Here is a 22,903-nt window from a genome sequence, read left to right as displayed (position 1 = left end):
AGAGAGCGGGGGGTGAGGGTCGTCACCTACCCGAGCCGAGGGCCTGAGGAGACCACGTTCTCCCCGGGCCGTCCCGAGGGCGCGGCGAGAGCCTGACTGCCGGCAGGCCCCGCCGCGTCCGGAAGGAACAGGGCCTCTGCGCGCAGCACCGGCAAGCCGCGCGGCTGCTGCTGAAGGAAGGCGATGAGCTTCTCGCGCACGATGCAGCGCAGGTCGAACGCCTTGCCCGCGTCCGCGGCGCTCACCAGTGCGCGCAGCGTCATGGTCCGCTCGCTGCAGTTCGTCACCTGCACCGCCTGGGCCCTGCCGTCCCACAGCTCGCGGCCCTCGTTGTGAAGGATGCGCACGAGCTCGGCGCGCACCGCGTCCACGTTCGTCTTGTAGTCCGCGTACACCTCCACAGTGCCGAGCAGCTCCGGGGACACCTTGCTCCAGTTCTGGAAGGGCTTGTCGAGGAAGTGGCTCATCGGCACCACCAGCCGCCGCAAGTCCCACACCTTCACCACCACGTACGTGAGGGTAATCTCCTCAATCCACCCCCACTCGTTCTCCACGATGACGGTGTCGCCGATGCGCACCGGCTGGGTGATGGAGAGCTGAATGCCGCCGAGCAACGTGGAGATGGACTTCTGCGCCGCGAGGCCGATGACGAGACCCGCGATACCTGCGGAGGCGAGCAACGACACGCCCACATTGCGCACCGCCTCGAACTGCAACAGCAGCAGAGAGATGGCGATGACATAGGTAGCCGCCTCGATGATGCGCCGCATCACCACGAGCTGGGTGCGCAGGCCCCTCGCCCGCCCCACGTCCGCGCCGGACTCGCTGACCACCTTCTGCTCGATGAAGCGGGCGGACAGCTTGACGAAGCGCAGGACGAACCACGCCACCGCCACCAGGGCCAGCGAGTGCGCGACCACGTCCACGCCACGCTGCGCCGGAGGCGGGAGCAGCAACGCCCGCGAGCCCAGGGCCCCGAGCACCGCGAAGAGGGCGTAGCGCACCGGGCCCTCGCCGGCCGCGAACACCTGATCATCCCAGCCGGACTTCGTCAGGCTCGCAGCGTGCTTGCCCAGGCGCAGACTCCACTGCTCCAGCACCCGGCTCGCCAGCGCCGCCGCGCCCACCCAGAGCACGAGCCCCAACCACTGCCACAACTCCAAAATCCAAAACGGGCGAGCGAAGAGGAAGGGAGGGAGCACCTCCAACATCGGCGAGCCGTGCTCCTCGAAGAGCGCATCAATGGCGCGCACCGTGTCCTCACTGAACACCCAGACGGGAACCCCCTCGGGCCCACTGACCTTGCGCAACCGGATGTCCCGCTGCCCCTGGCCGAGCGGAACCTGCCCAATGGTGTCGTAGAGGGCATCCGCTGGGTCTCCCTGCGGCTCCTGGCTGATGCGTGAGAAGTCGAACCACAGCATGCGGTCCACCACGAACATCAGCCGCTGGGCGAGCCGCTCGCCCTCGACCCGCTGCTTCTCCTTGGGCAGGTGAGACAGCCACAGGTAGTGCGGCATGCGCGCGACATCCCGTGCGTGCGTGGCGTCCAGAAAACCCGCCACGGTGGCCGAAGGGGTGCGACGATCCACCTCGGGCGGCGGCTCACCGAGTCCTTCATTGAGCGCAAAACCGGTGGAAGGGGCCACCAGCAGGAGCAGCGACAGGAGGACGAGGTATCGATGAGTCATGAGGCCCGCTTAAACTAATTTGACCTCAAAATAAACCCCAGAAGAGCAAGGCCGTCTGCACTGGAAGGAAGGAGGGTTACGCATGCCCCCTCTCCCTCTGGGAGAGGGCGGGGGGTGAGGGTAGTCGTCACACGGAGACAACCGAGTGCCGAGACACGCGACTCACCGTGAACACGGGACTGCGGAGCAAGCGCCCCACAGTCCGCGACCAGCGCGTCGAGCCGAGGACTCAAGCGCCTCGAACTCCGAGCGCCGGGAGCCGCCCGCCGGAGCCACATAATAGACACAGGCATACCCCTCGCGCGCGAGCAGGGCATTCACCTCGCGACCATCCACGGACACATACGCGAGCAGCCGCCCATAACGGTCGGTACACGCCTCGCCGTACTCCAGCCGCACGTTGCGCCCCTCGACGAGGGAGCGGTTGAAGTCACGGGCCTCGGAACCAAAACACTCGTGCTTGCCGCCCGTGCTCTCCGGGGTGTCAACGAGCAGGTAGCGCACGCGCTCACCGCTCTGGAGCACGAGCGTGTCACCATCGACGACCCTCGACACCACACCAGCGCCCGGGCCACAGGCGGACTCCGAGCCGCACGCGCACAGGACGATGAGCACCAACCCGAGCGCCACGAAGAGCACCCGCCAGCCACTCACGGGACGCATGGACGGTTCTCCGCGCCGGGGGTGCCCCAATCACCCAGACCAAAACGAAAATCCTTGGGCGTCAGACAGAAGCTCTCCGCCGCATCGTTGCGCGTGGGGTCCCTGCGAGCCGGGTCGAGCTGCCGGGACACACCGGGAGTCGCGGCGCTCGTCCAGGACACCTCGTCGAGCAGGGTGTCATTCAGAAACAACCGGAGCGCATGAGCCCCCTCGCTGTTGCTCAAGCCAAACGAGAAGGTCCCCAGCACGGAGGGCAATCCCCCGTTGGCAGCGGACTCGACACTCCGCGCGAGCACCGCATAGGTCCCCGCCCTCACCTCCAGGCACCGCGAGTCACCGAACAAGGTCCGGCCACTCCCCTCGTTCGCGAGCGTCACGCCATTGAGGTCCACATCGCGAAGGGCATACACCTCCACCCACTCCCCCGAGCTATCCGCAACAGCCTTCGGATCCGCCATGACCTCGGTCAGGAGCACGTCACCCGGACGCGGACGAGACAAGCTCCGGACCGTCCCCGTGCGCGAGGACAGACACGTGTTCGCAGGCACGCCCGCATCACCAGACACCCCACCATCCGAGCCCTCGAGTGGAGTCACGCAGGCCGGGTTCGCGGCGCCGGGGCTCATCCGAGTGCCGCCGTCCGACGCAGGAGGCGCATCACACCACCGGCTCGGCTCATCATTGTCTGTCGAATCCGGGACGAGCCGCCCGTCGTAGATCCGCCCTACTCCGGAACGAATCGGCCCCGAGTAGCGCACCTCGTCCACGACAACGTCTCCACAGCGCAAGCCGACGAGCCCGCCCGAGTTCCCCAGGGAGCCCAGGGTATCGCCGTACGAATGACGCACATGGGCAGGAAGCACATCCGAGCGCACGTCCCCGAGCACCACATAGCCCCGCGCCTCCACGGGCACGGAGGACTCGAAGAGGTACGCCCGCTCCTGCGAGCCATCCGCACGAGCCGAGTAGAGCAAGAGCCCCTGCAGATCCACCGCCGAGCGCCCAGGGTTGTGAAGCTCCATCCACTCCTGCCCGGTGTCTGTGCCCTCGGGGTCTGGCAGGAGCTCGGTGATGACAACGTCTCCAGGCCGCCACCCCTCACAGGCGGGCTCCACGCCACCGAGCGACAGGTCACAGGCGCCACTCACGAACACCAGGGGCAAAGCAAGACAACAAAGAGGTAAGACATTCTTCAAGGTCGACTCCATGGAAAACGACCTTCCAGCTCCAGCCGGAAGAGGTGTTGAGGGGGCTCGGGAGGAGTGCGCGACCCCACGGGAGCCTTCAGGTCCAGCGCGAGCTCGTACCGAGCACGAAGGCCAGGCCCACGCTCAAGCGCCCAGGCCACCTCCAGCGAGGTGCGCAGCGTCTGCGTGAGTCGGGTGTTCTCCGAGAGATCCTCGTCCTGCCAGCTCGCGCGCCCGTGCAGGCGCAGCGACGGCAGCGGTCGGAAGAGAACATCCAGCAGGGCCCGGCCGTCCTGCTGAAAGCTCTCAGGGCGCTGACGAGTCCCGACCCACGTGTGCTGGAGTTGCACGGCCAGCGCCAGACTCTCGACGGGCTCGAACCGCACCCGGCCTGCGAAGCGGTACTGCTCGCCGACACAGGTCGCGTCTCCCGCGAAGCACAGCCCGGGCCCGTTCTGGCCGAGGTCCTTGTTGCGATGCTCCACCCACACCGAGGGCTGGAGCTCCGGCACGCCCACGAAGTCCACTCGGGCGGAGGTCTCCAGGTGAGCAACGCCGGACAACTCGCTCCCGGGAGGCTGCGTCCACACATCCACCCGCCCTGACAGGCGCCACGCACCGTCCGCTGTCCGGTGGAGGTAGCGCAGCCGAGCCCCCAGCTCATTGCTCGCGCGCAAACCCTCGGACTCATCGGGGCCCGAGACGGCCCGGCTGTAGGGGTTGTCGAAGTCGCGCCCGTAGTAGCGCAGCGTCAGCTCCAGCTCCCGGCGCTTGTCACCGAGCACGGTGCGCTGGACGGCGCCGAAACCACCCCCTGCCCCGGACGAGCCCGAGAAGCCACGCGCGCCCTCGAAGAAGAGGTCCACCGGACCGGCGCCCCACGCGGCATCCACCCCCACCGCGCCAGGAGCACCGCCCCCGGGGTAGCGGGCACTCTCCTTGAAGTCGAGCGACACACCCTCCACCGCCCACACCGGCCACGCGCCCCAACCCGTCAGCCCCAGGCGGGCGCGCGGAGAGAAGCCCACGGTGACATGGCCACCTCCGGCCAGCTCGTGGAAGACATCCGGCAGGGTGCGAGAGACAAAGCGCGCGGCTCCCGGTACCTGCGTCCCAGGGAGCACAGCGAGCACGTCCGGAGCCTCGCGGGTCTTCGTATCGAACAGCTCGTACTGGGAGAGGTCGCGCGACTGGTACGAGCCAAATCCCGTGAAGGACAGCGCCACGCCCTCCACCTGCCCGTGGACGGTGCCCACCACGCCACGAAAGCCCTCCGTCCACCCGAAGTCCGGAGTGACGCGCCCCTGCTCACTCGCATCCAAGCAGGCCCCCGTCCCCGTCAGCATGCAGCGCCGCTCGGAGCCACCAGGCGCGCGGAATCCATCGTCGGGCACGAAGCCGTCGGGAGCGGGCTGACCCGTGGTGTCGAGGGTGAGCCGCTGCCCGAACCCCAGCCGGTACGTCCCCACCAACACCGAGGCGTGCTCGCCCTCCCATCGCACGTGGAGCTTCGGCACTTGGAGCGCCGCACGGGGAAGCTCAGCCACCAGGGCCCGGCGGCGCACGTCATAGCGCACGGCGTCCAGGCGACGCCGAGTGAGTGAGAGCACGCCTCCACCTCGCAGCCCCAGCGGCCCATCGACCCGAGCCTGGAGCAGCACCGGAGGCACCAACGCATCCGCCGCGCCATACGCGCTCAGCAGGCGAACACGACCGGAGAGCGTCCCCTCCCCTCCCACCTCCGAAAGGAAGGGCCGCAGCCGACGAAGCGCCTCATCGGTGAGCACCCCAACCTCCACGAGGTCCTCCGGCGCGAAGAAGCCCCCTACCCTCTCGCGGTACGTGAGGAGCGCATCCACCTGAGCCCACGTCAGGCCCGGCAGCGCATACAGCGCCTCACGTGAGGCAGTGCGCAGCTCCACACCGGTGCGCAGCAACTCCCGCAGTGTCTCGAAGTCCGCCTCCGAGAGGACACCGTCCTCGAACAGCGCGCGGAGGTCCGTCTCGTCTTGAATGGAGAGCTCGACCTCGTAGGGCTCGGCACGCGCGTCCGGAGCGACGAGGAGAAAACCGGTCATCAACAAAGCAAGCAGGCAGGCACGTCGCACGGCGCGGGCGCCTTGCACGAAGGAGACCAACGAGGACACCTCGGGGACCCCACCTGCGAGGTGTCCCGGACGGGGACAGCCCATCCAGGACACGGACCGGGGCATGGGGGAGTTGGCCGAGACCGCGGGGCTGACTATCGTTCGAGCTCCGCCGTTCTCCGGCGCCCCCGCCCATGGGTCACGTCCACATCATCCGAGACTTCTACTCTCCGCAGGAGGGCTTCACCCGCACCGTGCGCATCTACACGCCGGACGGGTACGACCAGGCCCCCCACCACGCCTTCCCTGTACTCTTCATGCACGACGGGCAGAACGTCTTCGCGCATGCCGAGTCAGCGGTCTTCGACACCTGGTGTGCCAACCACGTGGTGGAGAGCATGGTGGGCGAGGGCCGGGCAGAGCCGTGGCTCATCGTGGGCATCGACTCGGGCCCGGGGCGACTTGAGGAGTACACCCCCTGGGACGAGCCGCGTGGCAACGTGCGTGGCCGGGGCGATGCCTACGCCCGCTTCGTCGTCGAGACGCTCAAGCCGTACATCGACAACATCTACCGCACGCGCCAGGGCGCCGAGTGGACGGCCATCATGGGCTCGTCGCTGGGCGGGCTGATGTCGCTGTACCTCGGCTGGAAGTACCCCGAGGTGTTCGGCCGCATCGGCGCGCTGTCCCCTTCAGTGATGTGGAGCGAGTACCAGCTCTTCCGGAACTGGAAGAACCACACCCGGCGCTGGTCGCGCATCTACCTGGACGCGGGGGCGGAGGAGTGGATCAACCCCGGCGGCGTCCCGATGCCCTACGGCGAGGCCACACGGGACTTCTACTTCCACCTCAAGCAGCTCGGGTACGCAGACCACGAGCTGGCGCTGGTGCTCGAGCCGGGCGGGCTCCACCACGAGCGTGACTGGCAGCGGCGGCTGCCGTTCGCGATGAACTGGCTGCTCGGATGAAGGGGTGCGGTTGCGTCCCCGCGAGGTAAAGCAGGAAGACCGGATGGTCTTCGTCCAAGTGGTGGAGGGGCTGCTCCGGTACGGAGTCGGTGGACGGGTGACGCTTCGCCTGCGCGAGCGGTTGCGACAGGTGGGTCTGGACCTGGACCGGCCGCTGCTGCCGGCCTACCCGGTGGACCAGTGGAAGTACTGCCTGCACATCATCATCGAGGAGATGTACCCGGGCATGCCGCGAGAGGAGGCCTTCGGCCTGTTGGCGGCGGCGCACCTGGAGGGCTACGGCCGGACCCTGATGGGGCGCGCCCTGCTGCGGCTGTTGCGGCTGCTCGGCCCGAGGCGCACGGTGCACCAGATGGCCCAGGCGCTGAGGACCTCGGACAACTACACAGAGGTACGGCTGACGCAGCTGGAGCCCACCACCTACGAGATGTGGATGAACTCGGTGTTGGAGGCACCGGGCTATGCCGAGGCCCTCTTCGTGAGCTTCCTGCGGGTGAGCGGCGCGGAGGAACCCCGGGCGAACATCGTGCGCAAGGAGGGAGAGGGCACCATCTACCTCCTCACCTGGAAGGAGCGCTGAGAGCGCCCCGGAAGAGCGTCAGGTCGCCTGGATAAGCCGAATGGCCTCGTGCATGGCGGCGAGGTCCTTGTGGCGGGTGAGGTACATCTCGTTGCCCATGGCGCTGTGGTAGACGGCGGGCATGTCGCGGTGAAGCAGGAGCGCGTCGCCGAGCTTCGCCACCAGCTCCGCGTGGGAGTAGCGATAGCGGCGAGTGGCACGCCGGGCGATGTGGCACACGTGGTACTTCGGCGTGTAGCGGAAGTCGCGCAGGTCATCGCCGGTGAGGAGACGGGCCCACAGACGGTACACGTCCATGTCGCACGTGTAGTTCATCATGTCCGTCATGAAGCCGCCGGGGGGACGCAGGTTGGCCTCGAGGGCGACGTAGCTGCCATCGGAGAGCCGGAAGAACTCGAGGTGGAACCAGCGCTCGCGCAGACCGAGCGCGGCCACGGCGCGGCGGCCGAGCACATCGAGGGCAGGAGGGACCTCGGTGAGGCTCCAGAAGGAGATGTCACGCTGCTCGAGGACCACCTCCATGACACCATCGCTGTACTCGTGGCTGAGGCGGAAGACGATGTTGCCCTCGCGGTCCACGAGCCCGTCATAGGTGACGATGGCGCCACGCACGAAGGCCTGGGCGACGTAGTTGTGGAGGGGCTCGGAGAGGGCGGCATCGACCTCGGCGTTGGAGGAGACCTTGAAGGTGCGAGCGGCGCCGACCCCGACGTCGGGCTTGAGAACGAGCGGGTAGCCGACGTTGCGAGCGAAGGCCTTCACACCGGCGGCGTCCTTGACGGGGATGCCATCGGGATGAGGGACGCCGGCCTGCTTGAAGACGTCGTGCATGCCGAGCTTGGTGCGCAGACGGGCGATGTCGGCGGGCTGCAGACCGGGGACGTGGAAGTCCTCACGGAGACGGGCCTCGACCTCGAGCCATGTCTCGTTGAGCGAGTCGATGCGGTGGATGCGACCGTGGCGCCAGGTGAGATAGCCGGTGGCGCGCAGGAGGGCATCGTAGTCGTTGAGGTTGGGGGTAAAGAAGTACTCGGAGAGGGACTCGCGGAGCTCGTGGCGGAGGGAGTCGTAGGGGGAGTCGCCGATGCCGAGGACAGAGACACCGCGCTCGCGCAGGGCGGTGACGAAGTGGAAGAACTGAGGGGGGAAGTGGGGGGAGATGAAGACGACGTTCATAGGTGGGCTCGGGAGGGCCTCCTGCGCGACGAACCACCATAGCGCGCCCGGGGACGGAGCCCATTTCCAGGTCGAGCGCGAGTAAGAACCGCGACACTCGCAAAGAGCCCCCTCTCCCTTCGGGAGAGGGCTGGGGTGAGGGTAACTCGCCTCTCAGGTTGAGCCTGTGAAAGCCCCCTCTCCCTCTGGGAGAGGGCTGGGGTGAGGGTCTACCCCAAGTAAAACCCTACCGCCCGAGGAACACGGAGAGTGCCACCTGGACAGTAGGCCCCCACATGGTCCACCAGTCACCTCCTGGAATGGGGGCGAGACTTCGGGGCAAACAAGAGCCCCAGGAGCCGAGCAGGCAGGAAGGCGAGCGAGGAGCGAGCATGAAGGACGAGAAGGAGTCCGAGTCGAGCTGGGAGGAATCGGAGCGATTGGGGCCGTACGAACTGCATGAGCAGGTGACGCAGGCCGCACCGGACCGGGGAGAGCTCTACCGAGCCACGCACGAGACGAGCGGGGCAACAGCCCTGGTGCTCAAACCCACCGGGGACGAGGACGACAAGACTCGACCGAAGGACTGGCAGGCGCGCTGCGTCTCCTCGAGCTCACCCAGCTACCTCGCCGTGGAGGTGGAGCACACTCCGTGGTCGGTATCCCCGGACAGACACTCAGCGGAGGCGCTGGTGTTCATGTTCGAGGACCTGCGCGAAGCAGTGAGACGGATGGCCCAACACATCCCCACGGCCGACGAACCTCACCCCAGGTGGCGCCTGAGACTCGCCCTGGCGAGTGCTGCCGTAGCGTGCGCCCTGGTCTTCGCTCTGGCCACCATGTCGCGACCACCAGAAGGCCCGAACTCCGAGTCGATCGCCGCGCTAACGCCCATGAGCCTTGAAGAGGTACCGACGGACACCGAAATGCCCTTCGAAGGAATCTCGCTCATAGACAACAGGGACGGAGGGTCTATTGAGTTCCTTGCCCGTCCCCTACCGAGCAAACCCTACAAGGGGCAGAAGCGACCTCCCTGCACCCCCCGTATCGAGGTGGAGATCATGGGAGGCTGCTGGGTGCCGCACGAACTGAAGGCACCATGCCCGGAGGCACTGCACGAGTATCAGGGCAAGTGCTACACAATCGCAGTCAGCGCCCAGCCACCGCCCCAAGCGATCGGACAGTGAGTAGTGCTGGACCATCCCGGAGGAGGAGGAAGTAGAACCAATCGAGTGAAAGCCGCCGCTACCGCGACCGAAAGCACCTGGAACTGCCCACGCACGACAGAGACTGACTGCGGGCGCCCCTGATTCGCCGAATCCAGGACGAGGCTATCGAGCCACTGTCAATTCAGGAGAGAGAGCTTCCAGCGTATCCGGAGGGCTGTCTCATCCAGGTTCCTTTCCGCTCCATGTCTCACGGACTTCAAGTTCGACTGGTGGAGCCCCAGCAAGGCAGGATGATTCCGATACGCACTTCGGACAAATATCTTTTTTGATTTTGCCTCTATGCCCCAGAGGTGTTGATCGAACGCCCAGTGATGGGTTCGGCAGAGCGGAAGCGCATTGCCTGGCGAGTCGGCACCTTGGTCACGAACTTGATGGATATGGGCAATTTCGCACTCATAGAGGTCCTCTTGCGTCCCGAGGCTCATCCCACACGCGGCGCATGATGGCCCCCAGAGAGCGAGAACCACCGGCCTCAGCTTCTGGTCACGTATCACCCGGTGAATTTGCTGTAGCATTCTCTGCTGCTCCTCGATTTCGAAGCTTCGGAACAGCTCGAGGAGTTGCGATTCATCAGCCGAGCGGGTGCGAGTCCTGGACCCTGGCAGCTTGGAGTTCAACCTTTCGTAAAAATCCAGTAAGTCAGGCCAGTTATTGCTCGGGCCGCCTCTCGCCCAGCGCCGATTCTGTTGACCGGGTGGCCAGCTCACTTCAATGCGTTCATCTACTGGGAAACAAGTGACCTCATCGGAACGAGCGAAGCCGTTGGTCCAGCCATCTTTTCCGTCTGTTTTCCAAGATAGATCACGGAAGATAGCAACGACGCGGTGCTTGTTGTCGCGTGGGTCCTTGGCCACGAAAACAGCATCGAGCTTTTCTACATTGATTGCGCCCCGACCCAAGCCGCAATAGTGGAGACCGTCATTCTGGACGAAAAGGCGTTCATCAGAGGCGCCGTACTTCGCGAATCTCTTGGTCTTGAGGTACCGGAAGTTTCCCATGGGTATCTCTGTTCCGTCGTATCGCTCCGTCCATACGACATTGACGAAAAGCACAGATGGCTTCATGTGTTTACCTCCATCGTCCAGTTGACTGCTGTGTGCTTGACCTTCGAGAGGGAGCTCCCACCCAAGAAGGGTATCAAACGCGTCGTACGGACACTTCGTACGGCTCGCGTCACTCGCCGACCGACTCGGGCTCAGGCCGTTCGATGAGACCTGCTCGGTCGAGCAGCTCGCGCACGCGTGCGGTGAACGTCACGTGCTCGGGGTTGCTCGCTGTCATGAGATTGGGAGAGAGGACGAGAAGCCAGCCCAGCGCCCCTACCGGCTCGATGTGCACGGGAGCGGGCAGCGGCGGCACCATGCCCAGACGGCGCGACAGGTACGTCAGCCAGCCCACCCTCACCTCTCGCTTCCGCTTCTGGATGAGGCGTACCAGCTCGGTCGAACTGGCCATGGCGAAGTCGGGCTCCCACGCTGTGGCCACACTGGTGAGCACCTCGGCCAACACAGAGGCGCACAGAAGTCGCTCCCGCCCCGCCCCCTCTTCGGGCGGATAGAGCAGGCAGGTGTTTCCTGGTCCCGATGGGGAGTATTCACCGCAGTGAAGTTCGACGCGGGTCCGTTCCTTCTTCGCATTCCACACGAACTCGGTGAACCCCAGTTCCTCGATCACTTTTCCATCAGCGTCCGTGCGGTTCATCCCGCGAAGGAACAGTTGCTCCCACTCAGCCACCTCTGGACGGACAGGGTGTCCAGGCAAATCAAGTGGGGCTCCACGTCCCCCCCTGTACCACTGGGCGAACGACGGGTCACATCGCGCCAGCATGGAGAAGAAGACCTCCGCGCGCCGGGCGCACTCCAGCGCCGTCTCCCGACGCGGCCCCCAGTACGCCCCTACGTAGAACCTCTCCGACATGCGTGCTCCGCACCGCACTGGCGGCGTATGGCTGACGGTGATGTTTCCCATCCATTCTCTTCGAAAAGGGCTCGAAGGAAGCCCGCGAATTCCGCTGCGGACGAGGGCTTCGCGCAAGAGGAGCCCACACGAGCACGCGACCTGGGCGGGGCCGAGGTACGATGGCACCTCTTCAGGGAGCGCCTGTGTACGCGCTGGGCACGGCGGCAGGCGGCTGTTCCCGGAAGGGAACGGCTAGCAGCGGCCGGGAGCCTTCGCTTCCGTGGGCCGGGGAGTGCACAATGGGCACTGATTCGTCGCGGACATGGTGGGCGGGACTGCTGCTGACCGCCGTCCTGATGTCCACCGGCTGCGTGTCTCTGACGCCACCGCCCGGCCAGAGAATGAACCTGCCCTACATGCCGCGCGAGGCCGCGGGGCATGCATCGGAGGAAGGGCCCAGCGTCGAGTCTCCGCGCGCCCTCCTCTCCCCTCCGCCACCCCCTTCCGAGCACGAGGCACCGGAACGGTTGCACCGGCACCGGGCCTCTCGTGAGGCCGTGACGGCGGCGGGCACCAGCAACGAGGAGAGGGCTGCAAAGCAGAATGCCCTCGCGGCCCATCTGGCGTTTCGCGGTGCCGTTCTCGACGTGTCGGGCTCCACTCGCCGCATCTCCGGCGAGCTCTCCAGACTCAAGGCCAGCGGGCGGGGCATCACCGGCGGAGCCGCCGGCATCTTCGTCCCCTATGTCAAGTATGGCGAACGTCAACTGCGGTGGATTGACGCCCAGCTCGCCGCCGCCACCCTGCTGGCCAACGCCGCCGCGGAGGTGGATGACCCGGATATGCAGCTCGCCCTGCTGCGCCTCGCCGGCCCACGGCTCGAGACAGCCATGCTCGGATCCATTCTGCTCGCCGCATGGCTCGACTTCCTCAATCTCGTCGACGTCGCACTCAAGCAGTCTCTCTACAGCGTGGAGAGGCTATTCGCCAACATGTACCGCTTGCAGGAGATGCTCGAGCCCTCCATGAAGGAGCTCTCTTCCCTGGACCCGGGACAGGTGGAGGCAGTAGCGAAAGACATCCCCGCGCTGGTAGGCCACCTCACCCGAGAGTTCGCCGCCACCCGTGAAGCCGTACGCAAAGGGGCGGAGAACCTCGAGAAGATTCTGGTGCTCAAGGAAGCCATCGAGGCGGTCACCCTGCTGTCAGCGATGAAGTTCTCGCTGCCCTCGTTGCCGCCATCCGCACCCGCGACACTCGGGCTTGGGCTGGTGGTGGGAGGCGACGGCGTGATGATGGGCACGCGCATTGTCGTGTCCGCCGAATGGGTGGAAATGATGCGCCAATTGGTGCGAGCGGGCGTCATCTCCTTCCCCATCATCAGCGCCGCTGTCCGGATTCAGGCCGGCCAGGTGATAGCGCAGGCTCACGACGAACTGCCCAAGGGAGTGCGCGAGGCGCTGGGCGACGGGCCCGAGGTGCGCGGCATGCGGGTGACGGGCAGAGCGGGGGCTGGCATGAACGAGCCTCCGCGGCACCACGTACTGCCGCGAGAGTTCCGCGAGTGGTTCGAGCAGCGCGGCTTCACCGGCGACATGAGCATCGACCAGTTCTGCGTCGAGATGGAGCGGGCAGGTCATGAAGCGATTCATGGCGGCGGCGACTGGCGCCTGGGTCGCATGTGGGCTGGCGAATGGAACCGAATGATCATGCGCGTGCTGCGTGGAGCAGAGATGGCGGCCGGCCGGAGGTTGACGCGAAGCGAGATCCTGAACATCGTCGCGGCAAATATGAAGGAGTACAGAGTCCCGATGAACTTCACCCCCTGGAGAGGGCGATGAACGAGGATCGTTCCTGGCAGGGAAACTGGAAGGTACGCCTCTATGAGCGGGTCCGCGAGCGCGGGTACACTTCGCTCACCGCCTTTGCCGAAGCTCGCCCTACCGTCCCGCTGCTTGCACTGGCCGAGGAGCTTGGGGAGGACGTCAACGCAGTGCAGGTGTTGAGCGGGTTGCTCGCCGAAGCAGAGCAGCGCAAGCAGGTCACGCGCTTCGAGCGAGATGTGCTCGTTCGCATGTTGTCCCAGAGTCTCCCTGATGGCTGGCCGTCCGTGATGGACGACCAGGCCCGTTTCGCCGTCGGCAAGGCACTCGGCCGATGGATCGGCTACACCCCCGAAGCCCATCAAGAGCGATCCGAGAGGGTTATCGCAGCGCTCCTCGCTACGCCGCCACCGCCCGGTTGGCGGCCACTTGGTCCCGACGACGAGCTGCTGCGCACCCTCTTGCCAGACGAGGAAGTCTGACTCGACTTTCGCCGTTTTGAGCGTCTCTCTGAGAAGAATGAAGCGCCTTCCCGCGTGACTCCCAACATCCACTACGAGAACCGAGAGATTGAAGGCGAGCGGCTGGAGCTGCCCAAGGGAGCCATCTACTGGCTCGGCCCGAACATCACACTGCGCCGCTGCACCCTCGTCCTCAGTGTCGGCTTACGCTGGCTCACCTTGATGTCGGGCCAGTTGATTGACTGCACCATTCAGGCGAAGAGCGAGCTGAAAAACACGCGCTGGACAACGATGAACTTCAAGGGCTGTCGCTTCAAGGGCCGGTTTACCGGCAACGAATTCGGGCAGAGGCGCGGACACGATGAGGAGTGGGAACTGGCGGGACTCGAGGACTGTGACTTCTCCGAGGCCCGGCTCGATGCCTGCCGGTTTCACGGCTGCGATATGAGGACGATGCGGCTTCCACGCTGGCCGTGCTTCACCATCATGGACCCGCGCGGTCATACTGCGGAACTGGGCCGCCTCGCATGGCCCGGCCGGTTCGGTCGCGTAGTCATTGAGGACTTCGCGGAGGAGCCCGAAAGCGTGGTGGCACTGACGTACCATGCGCCCTCTGTTGCTGAGCGCCTCGACACGACAGCCGAGGAACTCCGGGCTGTTCTGGAGGGTCTCGCGTGCGTCGTCATGTAGAGAGCGTGGAGACCTACCGAAGCAGCGTAGGCCCGCACCTCTCTCCCACCGGCCGCACCGAAGCGCCCAACACCTTCTCCTCCGCCAGCGCCCGGGCTACTTCCCGTGACACCAGAACGCCCCTGTAGGCCGACGCGCCGCTGCCGAAATACTCCCGTGTCTTCGCCATCCGGACCGAGGGCTCGCTCGGAGCCTTCAATCGTTCGGGGTATCAACGGGAATCGGAGGGGGCCTGCTCCCGCTCGCGCAAACCATAGTCCCGGAGCACGCCCGCCACTCGGAGGCGATAGTCCCGGAACAGTCCCCCTCGGCCCCGGGCCTGCGCGGCCCGGTGCGCCTCCAGCGTGCGCCACGCCTCGACGGCCTCCTCGTCTCGCCAGAAGGACAGGGAGAGGATCTTCCCCGGCTCGCTGAGACTGGTGAACCGCTCGATGGAGATGAAGCCCTCCACGCCCTCGAGCAACGGCCGGAGGTCGGCGGCGGTGTCCAGGTAGTCCTGCCGGTGGGCTTCGTGTGGCCAGACCTCGAAGATAACGGCAATCACAGTCGTGCACTCCCAGTCTCGAAGAGAGGAATCCGCGCGTTGGCGGAGGTGCGATAGGTCACCGCTCCCGTCAGGGACTCGAACGGCGCGCGGGACATCAGGACACGTTCGACGCCCGCCCTCGCGAACGCCAGGGCGAGTACTTCACCCGGACAGGCATGGACACCGGTACCGAAGGAGAGCGTCTCCCGGTCCGGCCGGAACGGGTCGAAGCGCTCAGGATTCGGGTGGACCCGCGGGTCCCGGTTCGCCGCCGCGAGGACGACCAGAATCACGTCGCCCGCCTTCATCTGCTCGCCCGCGACCACATCGTCCCGGACAACGAAGCGGCGAGTGTTCTGGATGGGTGGGTCATACCGAAGGACTTCCCGCATCACGTTGCCCAGCAGACCCGGGTCGGAGGAGACGCGCTCGCGCCACTCGGGGAGGCAGGCCAGGGCCCGCAGCGTGTTGCCGAACAGCCCCGCTCCCGCCTCGTAAGCCTGGGACATCAGGCCAATTCCATTCGCCGCCACGGCATCCCCGACATCCTGGCCCCCGCTCCTGTGCCCCAGTTCCCGTGCGAGGACGGACAAGAGTGACTCTTCCGGGAGGATACTCCGAGCGGAGAGCCACTCACGGAACAGGCCGAGCAGCTGGCCTGCGGCCACCCTGCCCCGCTCGACCTGCTCGGGACTGCTCGCGGGCGCGAGGCAGCGGACGAAGTCGCTCATCCAGTCCGCGACTCGTGGCAGGTGCGCCTCCGGAACTCCCAGCAGCTCCCCCACGCCGTGGACGGACAGGCGAAAGGCGAAGTCGGTCAGCCCTCCGGGAAGGGCCGCGGGAGCCAGCTCCTCGAAGAGCCGCCTGGCCCACTTGCGTCCCAGCTCCAGGGCTCGGGCTTCATCCACCGTCCCCAACGTGGCAGACACCGCCTGCTTGAGCGGGCAATGGCTGGCGCCGTCATTCATGCGGACCAGATGACGGAAGATGTCGGCGGCGGACGAGCCGAGCAGCGCGCGAGGAACCGGCTCCAACACCGGGCGTACCCGGCAGGCGTCGTGGGAGAGGACGGCCATCACTGCTTCCGCGCTCGAAGCCACCCAGAGCCCCAGCTCCGGGTCATGGTAGAGGGGCCTGTCCGTCACGAGGCGTGCGTAATAGGGATAGGGCTCGGGATGGGTTACCGCCGCGACAGGGGATTGCGGAAGGGTCATGGGTCAGCGATCCAGGGCTCGAACCGCAGAGGTCGCGGAGAGCGCTCTGCCTCGGAAGCGTCGCCAGTGTCATCGGAGTGGGATGCGTTGTCTCGCGGGAACAGTTTGGTTACCGTCGAACCATGATGGAAGAACCCGACCTGGGCGCGCTCGCGCGAGCACTGGGTGACCCGACTCGCCTGCGCATGCTGACCCTGCTCATGGAGGGCCGAGCCCTGACGGCCAAGGAGCTGGCGTATGGAGCAGGAGTGGAGCCCGCGACCGCTACGGCGCACCTGCAGCGGCTGACGGCCAGCGGGTTCGTCCACCCTCGAGCGCAAGGTCGCCACAAGTACTTCCACCTCGCATCCGAGGATGTCGCGCGGATGATGGAGGCGATGATGGTCGTGGCGCCCTCCGCCCCAGACAGGTCCCCCAAGGAGAAACCCGACGCCCCCATCCGCATGGCGCGATTCTGCTACGACCACCTCGCGGGCCGGCTGGGCGTCCGGCTCACCGAAGCGCTCGTCTCTCGCCGTGTCCTCCGAGCGGAGGGCGACGCGTTCTCCGTCACCCAAGCCGGAGAGAACTGGTTCCGGTCATTCGGCCTCGACATGCCCGCCCTGAAGCAAGGCCGCCGTAAGTTCGCCTCGCGGTGTCTTGACTGGAGCGAGCGACAGGAGCACCTCGCCGGCGCGCTGGGAGCGGCCATCGCCCGGAAGCTGACCGAGGAAGGCTGGGTCTCCCGGCACCATGACTCCCGCATCGTGTCCGTCACCATCGAGGGGCAGCGGGCCCTGAAGGAGCGGCTCGGGGTGTCGCTGGAGCGCTAAAGCAGAAGACTGCGCATCGAGACAGTTGGCTCTACTGGAGCTCGAACTCGAAGCGCTCCGCCAACCCGAACGTCCTGTCCTGCTCCTCGACCCGCCGCAAGATACTCACAATCCGGTCGAAGACAGCCCCCAATGCCAGACGCGAGACCTCCGCGTCCTTCCAGACCAGTTTCACGGGCCGTTCCACGTCCGCACTGAGTCTGTCCCACAAGGCATCCAGATTCCTGCCGTAGTACGGCCCGAAATCCAGCTTCCTGGAGAGCTGCTCGTGAAAGTCCCGCTCCGACTTGATTCGGCTCCCATCCAGCTCGACCAACATCCGGTCTCTCCTGCGCAGTAGCCTAATCGCGTGTGCTCGGCGCTGTCCGAGTATATCTTCGGCTGCCGGAGCCTGGCGCGCTCCGCTCGAGCTCAACTATCAGGTTTGTCACGCTTGCTGCCCCTTCGTCTGGCAATCGCGGCGCGCCCCGTGCGTGGTCGGCTGCGCTTGACTGGCGACGCCGAACCGGGCGCCTCTGGCTGCTCATCATCATCATCAGGGTCTAGAGCCCAGGTGCCATCCGCCCAGCGTTTCAAGGCCTCGGAAGCCTCAAAGGGAATCAGACCCTGTCCCTTTGCAGCCTCCTCTAGAACCGCTTTGGCCTCTGCTGTCCGATGACGGAGCAGAAACGCAGCCGCGGACGTCCGCACGTCCATACTCGGATGCGTGAAAAGCACAGCGAGCGCGTCCCGCCCCGTATCACCTCTAGAGCGCAACTCCAGGAACGCAGCAACTGCCTTCTTCGCATGCTTGTTTCCGGTCTTCGCGTCTCCCCTGAAGATCTCTTGGGTTTGAGCCTGTACGTGGTAGGCGAACTCCTCAACGAGCTTTTCAAGACTCTTTACCATACCCCATTCCTGACATTGGTCATTGCCAGTAGACCAAAAGCGCGCTGCGCCTCGTAGGACTGAGTGCCAAGCCACTGTCGAACCGTCATGGTGTGAGAGCCGGTAATCCGCCAACGAATCGAAGAATAAAGGCGGCTCACATCGGTGTGCAGAGCCTTGTCTAGCGCGATGACGTTCTCCGTATTGTGCAGAGCCTCACCCCCGAACCGCTTCACGTTGCCTGGGGTCTGCTCCACGAGGTGATGCCACTCCTTTCCCGGGCCCGCTGACCCCATGGCCGACTTGAAACCACCGTACGATCCCCACGCCCTATGTCCGTTGGGGAGGAGCCTACCCCGACTCGGCGCAGGACTCCCAGCACCAACGTTCCGGCCAGCCATGGCTACAACGTGAGGCGCCACGACGAGGCGGATCGTACCCTCGGGTACCGAGACAATGACGCGCTCGGCTCCGGTTGCCGCATCCAGCAGACGCAAGCCGGTACTTTCCGCGCCCCTCTCCGACGCTCGCGCGAATCCGGGTAGTTTCGGGGCCTTTGAGGCGAATGCCGCCGTTCCACCTATCGCCGCTGTCCCTACCAGCACGAGAATCCGCACACTGTTGGGACCGATGACACGTCCGAAACGCTCGCCAATCTCGCGCAACTCCGCGAAGGAAGAGGCCCGGGGCGCATCTTCGTAAAGCCGCGCATAGGCCCGCAACAAATCGAAGAATTCCCACCCGAGATAACCCCACAAGGCGGCACTGAACACCAGGGCAACGCCCTTTGTCACAGGCTCGGGCACCGGCGCCAATATCAACGCCATATAGGCCGTGATGCCAATGCTCATCATTGTAAGCATCCGTGTAGGGTTGAGCATGGCTCTCACTTCCGCGTCTACGCCTTCCAGGGCAGGACCCACCGCCAGGGCAAGCGCAAGGCGGCGCTTATCGTCATCCTGGAAATGAGGTCCATCATCGAACAGCGTCAGGCAGTCTCCCGGAGTGCCGCGCCGCTCGCAATGACGCCCATAGGACCGAGCCAGGTCTGATTGCCAAGCGTCGCCCTTCAAAGACACGGAAGCCAACACCAGCCTACGGCCGACATACTGCGGGGAACGAGGCGTGGCCAGCCGCAACGGGGTGTCGAGCCAAAGCGTTGCCACGGCTGCCGAGAACTCGGCGTCACTCACCTGCACCGGCGCGAAGTCCGTGGGCAACCGGATCAAGAAAGCCTCTCCCCGGCCCTCGTCGTCCGCTTCCGACTCCAGGGCCCCCGCTTCGGGCGAGTCGTGCGGCACGAGTGAACGGTACCGTGAAACCGTCGACCCTGCGCCGGGAGCCCCCGTGGCGCACGCTGTAACCAGCATCAACGCCGCCAAGGCCAGCGCACCCAGGCGCAAGGGCCGCCGTGAGTCCACGGGGTGAATACCGACAGATTGCCTGGACATTGCCACACCTCTCCTGGCGAGCCGCCCGAGCTGGGAGCCCAAACCCATCGATTACAGGGAGCGGCTGACAACCAGGTCAAGCCATCGGGTCCGGAGAGGCGCTGATTGAGGATACAAGGGCAGCCGAGTGTCGCATCCCGGTAGCCCGAGTCTCGTGAGCGCTCAGAAGCGCACGTTCGCACTCACCACGGCATAGAGGGGCGGCAGCGGCCAGTCCACACCTGGGTCACTGCGCATCTACGCGGCGGGCTTCACTCTCCGCGCCCAGTTGAATCCAGGTGAAGCCATAACCGCCACCCTCGAGGCGCTTCGGGCGTAGCACCGCATCGAAGGCGAGCGGGAAGAAGTCTCCCGCACTGTCGTAGCCCAGCTCGAAGGCGGGCTGACCTTCTGCCTGGATCTCCAAGGCATTACCCTTGCGGCCCAGCCGCAGCTTCAACCCTCCCGTGAGCTCATAGTGACCGACCAGCGCGTCCATCAGCGCCGGGTCGGCGGCCACCACCTTGCGTGGCTCGCCTGGAGGCACGGAGGCATCGAGCAGGTGCATGCCCAGGCTGCCCAGTCCGTTGAGCGAGAGCAGCGCCGTATCCGACAGCACCACGACGCCGCGCCGCTGCTGGACGTCCAGGGCCACGAGCGAGGTGAAGCCTCCGGTTCCCCCCTCGTGCACATGCACGGTGCGTCCGCCCAGCGGGGTCAGCATCCAGCTCATGCCCATGCGCTGACCCGACGGGGTCTCGATGGGCCGCAGGGTGCGCTGCACCGCCGGAGTGATGGACGACTTGCGCCTGCCAAGCCCAGCCTCGACGTAGCGCACCATGTCGTCGAGCGTGGCGTGCACGCCGCCCACCCCCGCCAGGTTCGTGGCGAAGGTCCACGCACTCGTGGGCTGCCCGTTCGGGAGGTGGCCCGTGGCGACGCGAACCGTGTCGGGGCGCTCGTTGACATAGGCGCCCTCCATGCCCAGCGGAGTGAAGAGGCGGCGGTCGAGCAGCGTCTCGAAGTCCACACCGGCCCGGCGCGCGATACCCGCCGAGAGCAGCATCATCCCGAAGTTGGAGTACTCGAAACGACTGCCCGGTGCCTGCGCCAGCTTCACATCGGCGAGCGACTCCAGCAGCGTCTTCTCGTCGAGATCCGCGTAGGGGTTGGCTGGGTCTTTCAGAGGCAGGCGCGACGGGAGGGACGGCAGCCCCGAGGTGTGTGTGACGATGTGCTTCAGGAGGATGGGCTTGCCCTGGAACGTCGGGACCTTCGTGCCCTTTGGCAGGAGGCTCGCCAGCGGGGCCTCAAGCGAGACCTTGCCCTGTGCCATCAAGTCCGCGAACAACGTGGCGGTCAGGGTCTTGGTCACCGACCCCAGCTCGAAGGCGGTTTTCGAGTCGATACGCCCGGCATCCTTCGCATTGGCACAGACGTAGGTACGCGCGATCTCGTCGTCGATCACTGCCACGGCGAAGCAGGCGCCCGTACGGTCTCCAGACAGGCGCCGCTCGACCACGGACTTCAACTCGGCATCAGTCATGGCCTGTGCAGCTCCAGCACAGAGGGTGGCGACAGCAGCGAGCATGCGCTTCATCGAGGTCCCCTTTCGCTGATGAGATCGCGTCAATCCCACACGACTTCATGCGGATTCGCGTTCACCTCCGCCAGCAGGGCCTCGCGCAGCCGGTCCTTGCCTTCGCCCTCCAAGGCGGCTCACGAGCGACACCACGCCCCACCACACAGCTGCCCAGAAGACAGCAACCGCGCTCCACCCAAGCAGCGAGGGATCTCCCCATCCACCAGACTCCGACCCTGCGATGACGGGGAGGCCCACTGCCCGCAGGACCATGAGCGGCGCATAAATCGAACCGGCCACCGCGGGAGCAATCGCCTCTGGCGCCAAGAAAATCGCCAAGAAATGCAGTGTCAGCAGCGAAACCCACAGCACCAGGCGCAGTCGCATCGTTTCACAGCCTCGAATGGATTGTTGGCACCCTTGTGACGCCCATGCGGGGAGACTGAGCAAGGCTCGACAAGGTTGTCAACCCGTCCTCTCGACGGCGCGTCCTGGCGGAAGCTCCTGTACCCGGACAACGTCTGCACGACCCCCCGCGAGCGCGTGAACGCCCGCGGGGTACCGAGGCCCCTGTCTACGGGTGCGTCGCGAAGACGACGACCGAGCCGCAGGGGTGATCACCCGCGTCCACGTCGGCCAGGGTGATGGCATTGCCCGCGGAGTTCTTCGGGTAGCCGGTGTAGGTGAGCGCTCCCGTGGTGAACTCCGTGGCTCCGCCCGTGGCCCAGTACGCGGGGAACCCGGAGCCAGCGGCGGGCGCGGGCGTCGAGGTGATGGTGAGGTTGCCGGCGCAGTAGGCGGGCGCGCCCGGCGGGAACTCCAAGGACAGCTTCAGGTCGGTGCTGGCCCGGAGGTTGACGAGCGCGATGTACGTCGCACTGGAGAGTACGTTCGACTCCTTCGACTTGGGCGTCCCACTCACGGTCATCTGCTCGAAGGCCACCTCGAGACCCGGCTCGGGAGAAGAGCCGGGAGGAGGGTTGTAGCAATCCAGGGGGATGTTCTCGAACTTGATGATGGTGCAGGCGGGGTTGACCGTCTCGATGTCCGCGTTCCAGGTTCCCAGACCATCCGCGGGGTCGATGGCCTCCTTGCGCATGCCGGTGATCCGGAACGAGGTCCCCGTGGTATTGAATTGAGGATTCGCCGCCTGCTCCACCCACAGGCCGGTGCGCGGATCGAACCGCCACATCGCGGCCCGGCAGCTTCCGTTGAGCACGCAGGCGGGCATCGTCCCGCCTCCAACCGCAGCGGGCACGGGCAGCCGCACGTCCAGGGTCTTCCCGGCGATCAGGCTCAAGGTGTTGCCATTGCCGTCCACCGCCGCCAGCGTCAGCGCGCCCACGGTCTCGAGCGCGACCAGTTGATTGGCGGAATTCCTCGCGCTGAAGTCGCCGGGCATCGTGTCCGGACCGTGCGGCGCGATGAAGAACGACACGCGGCCCGTGGCGACCGCGCCCGTCGAGGTCTGGAGGCTGCTGGCGGGCAGCAGCACCCGGATGCCCGATGATGGATCGACAATCTCATTGTTGATCGCCGGATCAATCAGCTTCGTGAAAGACTTCGCGAGCACATGCTTCTGCGCGATCGCGCCTCCGGTCTTGAATACGTTCACCGGCGCGTAGCCATCCTTGCGGATGTCGAACCGGTAGCCCGCCAGCGACTCGGTGACCGCGAGGCTATAAGTCCCCGTGGAGCTCGTGAGGCGGGTGATGCCATTCACCGTCACGCGCGCGCCGACGACGGGCACGCCCTGACTGTCCACGACCGTCCCCGAGAAGACCGCCGAGAGGGCGGCGGACTCGACGCGGGTGTCGTCAGCGGAGGGCGAAGTCGTCTCCACCTCGCCACAGGCGAGGCCAAGCAGGGTCGTGGGCAACAACAGCAGGGCAGAGCGTCTCACGTCGGGTTTCTCCTGAAGGAGGGAGCCTTCAGGATTTGCACATTGCGTACCGACAACGCGTGACACCGTCTTCTCCTCTAGAGGGTCAGGGAGAACGCGTCCGTCACATGTCGCGGTGTCGACCCGAGCACAACAC

The 22,903-nt window shown here is 65.9% G+C and carries 20 protein-coding genes and 1 pseudogene; 7 read left to right on the top strand and 14 right to left on the bottom strand.

The window, feature by feature from the left end:
- Positions 1 to 26: 26 nt before the first annotated feature.
- The 4 genes from F0U60_RS05240 to F0U60_RS05225 all read right to left on the bottom strand — a co-directional run bounded on the left by F0U60_RS05240 (position 27) and on the right by F0U60_RS05225 (position 5,649).
- On the bottom strand, positions 27 to 1,691 hold the full coding sequence (locus F0U60_RS05240) for a mechanosensitive ion channel family protein (RefSeq protein ID WP_395814797.1): 1,665 nt from the start codon (positions 1,689 to 1,691) through the stop codon (positions 27 to 29).
- A gap of 162 nt (positions 1,692 to 1,853) precedes the next feature.
- Positions 1,854 to 2,354: a thermonuclease family protein gene (locus tag F0U60_RS05235; RefSeq protein ID WP_395814794.1), complete on the bottom strand. Its 501-nt coding sequence runs from the start codon at positions 2,352 to 2,354 to the stop codon at positions 1,854 to 1,856.
- Positions 2,342 to 3,502, bottom strand: a complete 1,161-nt coding sequence (locus F0U60_RS05230) for a lamin tail domain-containing protein (protein WP_395814791.1) — start codon at positions 3,500 to 3,502, stop codon at positions 2,342 to 2,344. The genes F0U60_RS05235 and F0U60_RS05230 overlap by 13 nt, the downstream gene beginning before the upstream one ends.
- Before the next feature lie 44 nt (positions 3,503 to 3,546).
- Positions 3,547 to 5,649, bottom strand: coding sequence for a helix-hairpin-helix domain-containing protein (locus tag F0U60_RS05225; RefSeq protein ID WP_395814788.1), 2,103 nt, complete (start codon positions 5,647 to 5,649; stop codon positions 3,547 to 3,549).
- A 173-nt stretch (positions 5,650 to 5,822) separates the two neighbouring features.
- Here F0U60_RS05225 and F0U60_RS05220 point away from each other — a divergent pair, with 173 nt between their 5' ends.
- Complete coding sequence (locus F0U60_RS05220) at positions 5,823 to 6,596, top strand: alpha/beta hydrolase (RefSeq protein WP_395814785.1); 774 nt, start codon at positions 5,823 to 5,825, stop codon at positions 6,594 to 6,596.
- Between the two features lie 43 nt (positions 6,597 to 6,639).
- The gene (locus F0U60_RS05215; protein WP_395814781.1) at positions 6,640 to 7,176 is read left to right on the top strand and encodes a DUF2378 family protein; all 537 of its coding nucleotides are present in this window, start codon (positions 6,640 to 6,642) and stop codon (positions 7,174 to 7,176) included.
- A gap of 18 nt (positions 7,177 to 7,194) precedes the next feature.
- On the opposite strand, the gene F0U60_RS05210 is transcribed toward F0U60_RS05215, so the two are convergent.
- Entirely contained in the window at positions 7,195 to 8,352 is a 1,158-nt protein-coding gene (locus tag F0U60_RS05210) for an acetyl-CoA carboxylase biotin carboxylase subunit family protein (protein WP_395814778.1), read from the bottom strand.
- 371 nt (positions 8,353 to 8,723) lie between these two features.
- On the opposite strand from F0U60_RS05210, the gene F0U60_RS05205 reads away from it, so the two are divergent.
- The gene (locus F0U60_RS05205; protein ID WP_395814775.1) at positions 8,724 to 9,518 is read left to right on the top strand and encodes a hypothetical protein; all 795 of its coding nucleotides are present in this window, start codon (positions 8,724 to 8,726) and stop codon (positions 9,516 to 9,518) included.
- Positions 9,519 to 9,676: 158 nt separating this feature from the next.
- On the opposite strand, the gene F0U60_RS05200 is transcribed toward F0U60_RS05205, so the two are convergent.
- Both F0U60_RS05200 and F0U60_RS05195 read right to left on the bottom strand, forming a co-directional pair.
- Positions 9,677 to 10,624 carry an HNH endonuclease gene (locus F0U60_RS05200; RefSeq protein WP_395814772.1) on the bottom strand — a complete coding sequence of 316 codons (948 nt, stop codon included), beginning with the start codon at positions 10,622 to 10,624 and terminating at the stop codon, positions 9,677 to 9,679.
- Positions 10,625 to 10,733: 109 nt separating this feature from the next.
- Positions 10,734 to 11,477: an Imm52 family immunity protein gene (locus F0U60_RS05195; protein ID WP_395814768.1), complete on the bottom strand. Its 744-nt coding sequence runs from the start codon at positions 11,475 to 11,477 to the stop codon at positions 10,734 to 10,736.
- A gap of 281 nt (positions 11,478 to 11,758) precedes the next feature.
- Between F0U60_RS05195 and F0U60_RS05190 the strand changes: the two genes are divergently transcribed.
- The 3 genes from F0U60_RS05190 to F0U60_RS05180 are packed head-to-tail and all read left to right on the top strand — an operon-like array spanning position 11,759 to position 14,433.
- Entirely contained in the window at positions 11,759 to 13,300 is a 1,542-nt protein-coding gene (locus F0U60_RS05190) for a DUF2380 domain-containing protein (RefSeq protein WP_395814765.1), read from the top strand.
- Positions 13,297 to 13,764 (top strand): NUDIX hydrolase, encoded by a 468-nt coding sequence (locus F0U60_RS05185; RefSeq protein WP_395814762.1) that lies wholly within the window; start codon positions 13,297 to 13,299, stop codon positions 13,762 to 13,764. The genes F0U60_RS05190 and F0U60_RS05185 overlap by 4 nt, the downstream gene beginning before the upstream one ends.
- Positions 13,765 to 13,818: 54 nt before the next feature.
- Positions 13,819 to 14,433: a pentapeptide repeat-containing protein gene (locus F0U60_RS05180; RefSeq protein WP_395814759.1), complete on the top strand. Its 615-nt coding sequence runs from the start codon at positions 13,819 to 13,821 to the stop codon at positions 14,431 to 14,433.
- 211 nt (positions 14,434 to 14,644) lie between these two features.
- Here F0U60_RS05180 and F0U60_RS05175 read toward each other — a convergent pair whose 3' ends face one another.
- Together F0U60_RS05175 and F0U60_RS05170 are read right to left on the bottom strand one after the other, a co-directional pair.
- Positions 14,645 to 14,977, bottom strand: a complete 333-nt coding sequence (locus F0U60_RS05175; protein ID WP_395814756.1) for an antibiotic biosynthesis monooxygenase family protein — start codon at positions 14,975 to 14,977, stop codon at positions 14,645 to 14,647.
- Positions 14,974 to 16,173: a cytochrome P450 gene (locus F0U60_RS05170; RefSeq protein WP_395814753.1), complete on the bottom strand. Its 1,200-nt coding sequence runs from the start codon at positions 16,171 to 16,173 to the stop codon at positions 14,974 to 14,976. Before F0U60_RS05170 ends, F0U60_RS05175 begins: the two co-directional genes overlap by 4 nt.
- Before the next feature lie 122 nt (positions 16,174 to 16,295).
- Here F0U60_RS05170 and F0U60_RS05165 point away from each other — a divergent pair, with 122 nt between their 5' ends.
- Positions 16,296 to 16,985: an ArsR/SmtB family transcription factor gene (locus F0U60_RS05165; RefSeq protein ID WP_395814750.1), complete on the top strand. Its 690-nt coding sequence runs from the start codon at positions 16,296 to 16,298 to the stop codon at positions 16,983 to 16,985.
- A 31-nt stretch (positions 16,986 to 17,016) separates the two neighbouring features.
- Here the strand turns inward: F0U60_RS05165 and F0U60_RS05160 are convergent, their stop codons facing one another.
- The 5 genes and pseudogenes from F0U60_RS05160 to F0U60_RS05140 all read right to left on the bottom strand — a co-directional run bounded on the left by F0U60_RS05160 (position 17,017) and on the right by F0U60_RS05140 (position 22,767).
- The gene (locus F0U60_RS05160) at positions 17,017 to 17,304 is read right to left on the bottom strand and encodes a barstar family protein (protein ID WP_395814747.1); all 288 of its coding nucleotides are present in this window, start codon (positions 17,302 to 17,304) and stop codon (positions 17,017 to 17,019) included.
- Positions 17,305 to 17,519: 215 nt separating this feature from the next.
- Positions 17,520 to 17,873, bottom strand: a pseudogene (locus tag F0U60_RS05155) (DUF2019 domain-containing protein); the annotation flags it as partial.
- Complete coding sequence (locus F0U60_RS05150; protein ID WP_395814745.1) at positions 17,867 to 19,303, bottom strand: hypothetical protein; 1,437 nt, start codon at positions 19,301 to 19,303, stop codon at positions 17,867 to 17,869. The pseudogene F0U60_RS05155 and the gene F0U60_RS05150, both read right to left, overlap by 7 nt.
- A gap of 226 nt (positions 19,304 to 19,529) precedes the next feature.
- Positions 19,530 to 20,828, bottom strand: coding sequence for a serine hydrolase (locus F0U60_RS05145; RefSeq protein WP_395814742.1), 1,299 nt, complete (start codon positions 20,826 to 20,828; stop codon positions 19,530 to 19,532).
- A 610-nt stretch (positions 20,829 to 21,438) separates the two neighbouring features.
- Positions 21,439 to 22,767 (bottom strand): carboxypeptidase-like regulatory domain-containing protein, encoded by a 1,329-nt coding sequence (locus F0U60_RS05140; RefSeq protein WP_395814739.1) that lies wholly within the window; start codon positions 22,765 to 22,767, stop codon positions 21,439 to 21,441.
- Positions 22,768 to 22,903 lie beyond the last annotated feature (136 nt).

This window comes from Archangium minus, from assembly GCF_044360475.1.
Taxonomy (GTDB): domain Bacteria; phylum Myxococcota; class Myxococcia; order Myxococcales; family Myxococcaceae; genus Archangium; species Archangium minus.
Note: the sequence above shows the minus strand (reverse complement) of the source record. Positions and strands in the feature narration are given on the sequence as shown.

Bases quoted from the DNA above. Each gene is read 5' to 3' on its own strand.
- F0U60_RS05200 (WP_395814772.1), bottom strand. From the start codon at position 10,624: ATGAAGCCATCTGTGCTTTTCGTCAATGTCGTATGGACGGAGCGATAC.
- F0U60_RS05165 (WP_395814750.1), top strand. From the start codon at position 16,296: ATGATGGAAGAACCCGACCTGGGCGCGCTCGCGCGAGCACTGGGTGAC.
- F0U60_RS05195 (WP_395814768.1), bottom strand. From the start codon at position 11,477: ATGTCGGAGAGGTTCTACGTAGGGGCGTACTGGGGGCCGCGTCGGGAG.
- F0U60_RS05185 (WP_395814762.1), top strand. From the start codon at position 13,297: ATGAACGAGGATCGTTCCTGGCAGGGAAACTGGAAGGTACGCCTCTAT.
- F0U60_RS05170 (WP_395814753.1), bottom strand. From the start codon at position 16,173: ATGACCCTTCCGCAATCCCCTGTCGCGGCGGTAACCCATCCCGAGCCC.
- F0U60_RS05150 (WP_395814745.1), bottom strand. From the start codon at position 19,303: ATGTCCAGGCAATCTGTCGGTATTCACCCCGTGGACTCACGGCGGCCC.
- F0U60_RS05205 (WP_395814775.1), top strand. From the start codon at position 8,724: ATGAAGGACGAGAAGGAGTCCGAGTCGAGCTGGGAGGAATCGGAGCGA.
- F0U60_RS05235 (WP_395814794.1), bottom strand. From the start codon at position 2,354: ATGCGTCCCGTGAGTGGCTGGCGGGTGCTCTTCGTGGCGCTCGGGTTG.
- F0U60_RS05240 (WP_395814797.1), bottom strand. From the start codon at position 1,691: ATGACTCATCGATACCTCGTCCTCCTGTCGCTGCTCCTGCTGGTGGCC.
- F0U60_RS05160 (WP_395814747.1), bottom strand. From the start codon at position 17,304: ATGTTGGTCGAGCTGGATGGGAGCCGAATCAAGTCGGAGCGGGACTTT.
- F0U60_RS05210 (WP_395814778.1), bottom strand. From the start codon at position 8,352: ATGAACGTCGTCTTCATCTCCCCCCACTTCCCCCCTCAGTTCTTCCAC.
- F0U60_RS05190 (WP_395814765.1), top strand. From the start codon at position 11,759: ATGGGCACTGATTCGTCGCGGACATGGTGGGCGGGACTGCTGCTGACC.
- F0U60_RS05145 (WP_395814742.1), bottom strand. From the start codon at position 20,828: ATGACTGATGCCGAGTTGAAGTCCGTGGTCGAGCGGCGCCTGTCTGGA.
- F0U60_RS05220 (WP_395814785.1), top strand. From the start codon at position 5,823: ATGGGTCACGTCCACATCATCCGAGACTTCTACTCTCCGCAGGAGGGC.
- F0U60_RS05215 (WP_395814781.1), top strand. From the start codon at position 6,640: ATGGTCTTCGTCCAAGTGGTGGAGGGGCTGCTCCGGTACGGAGTCGGT.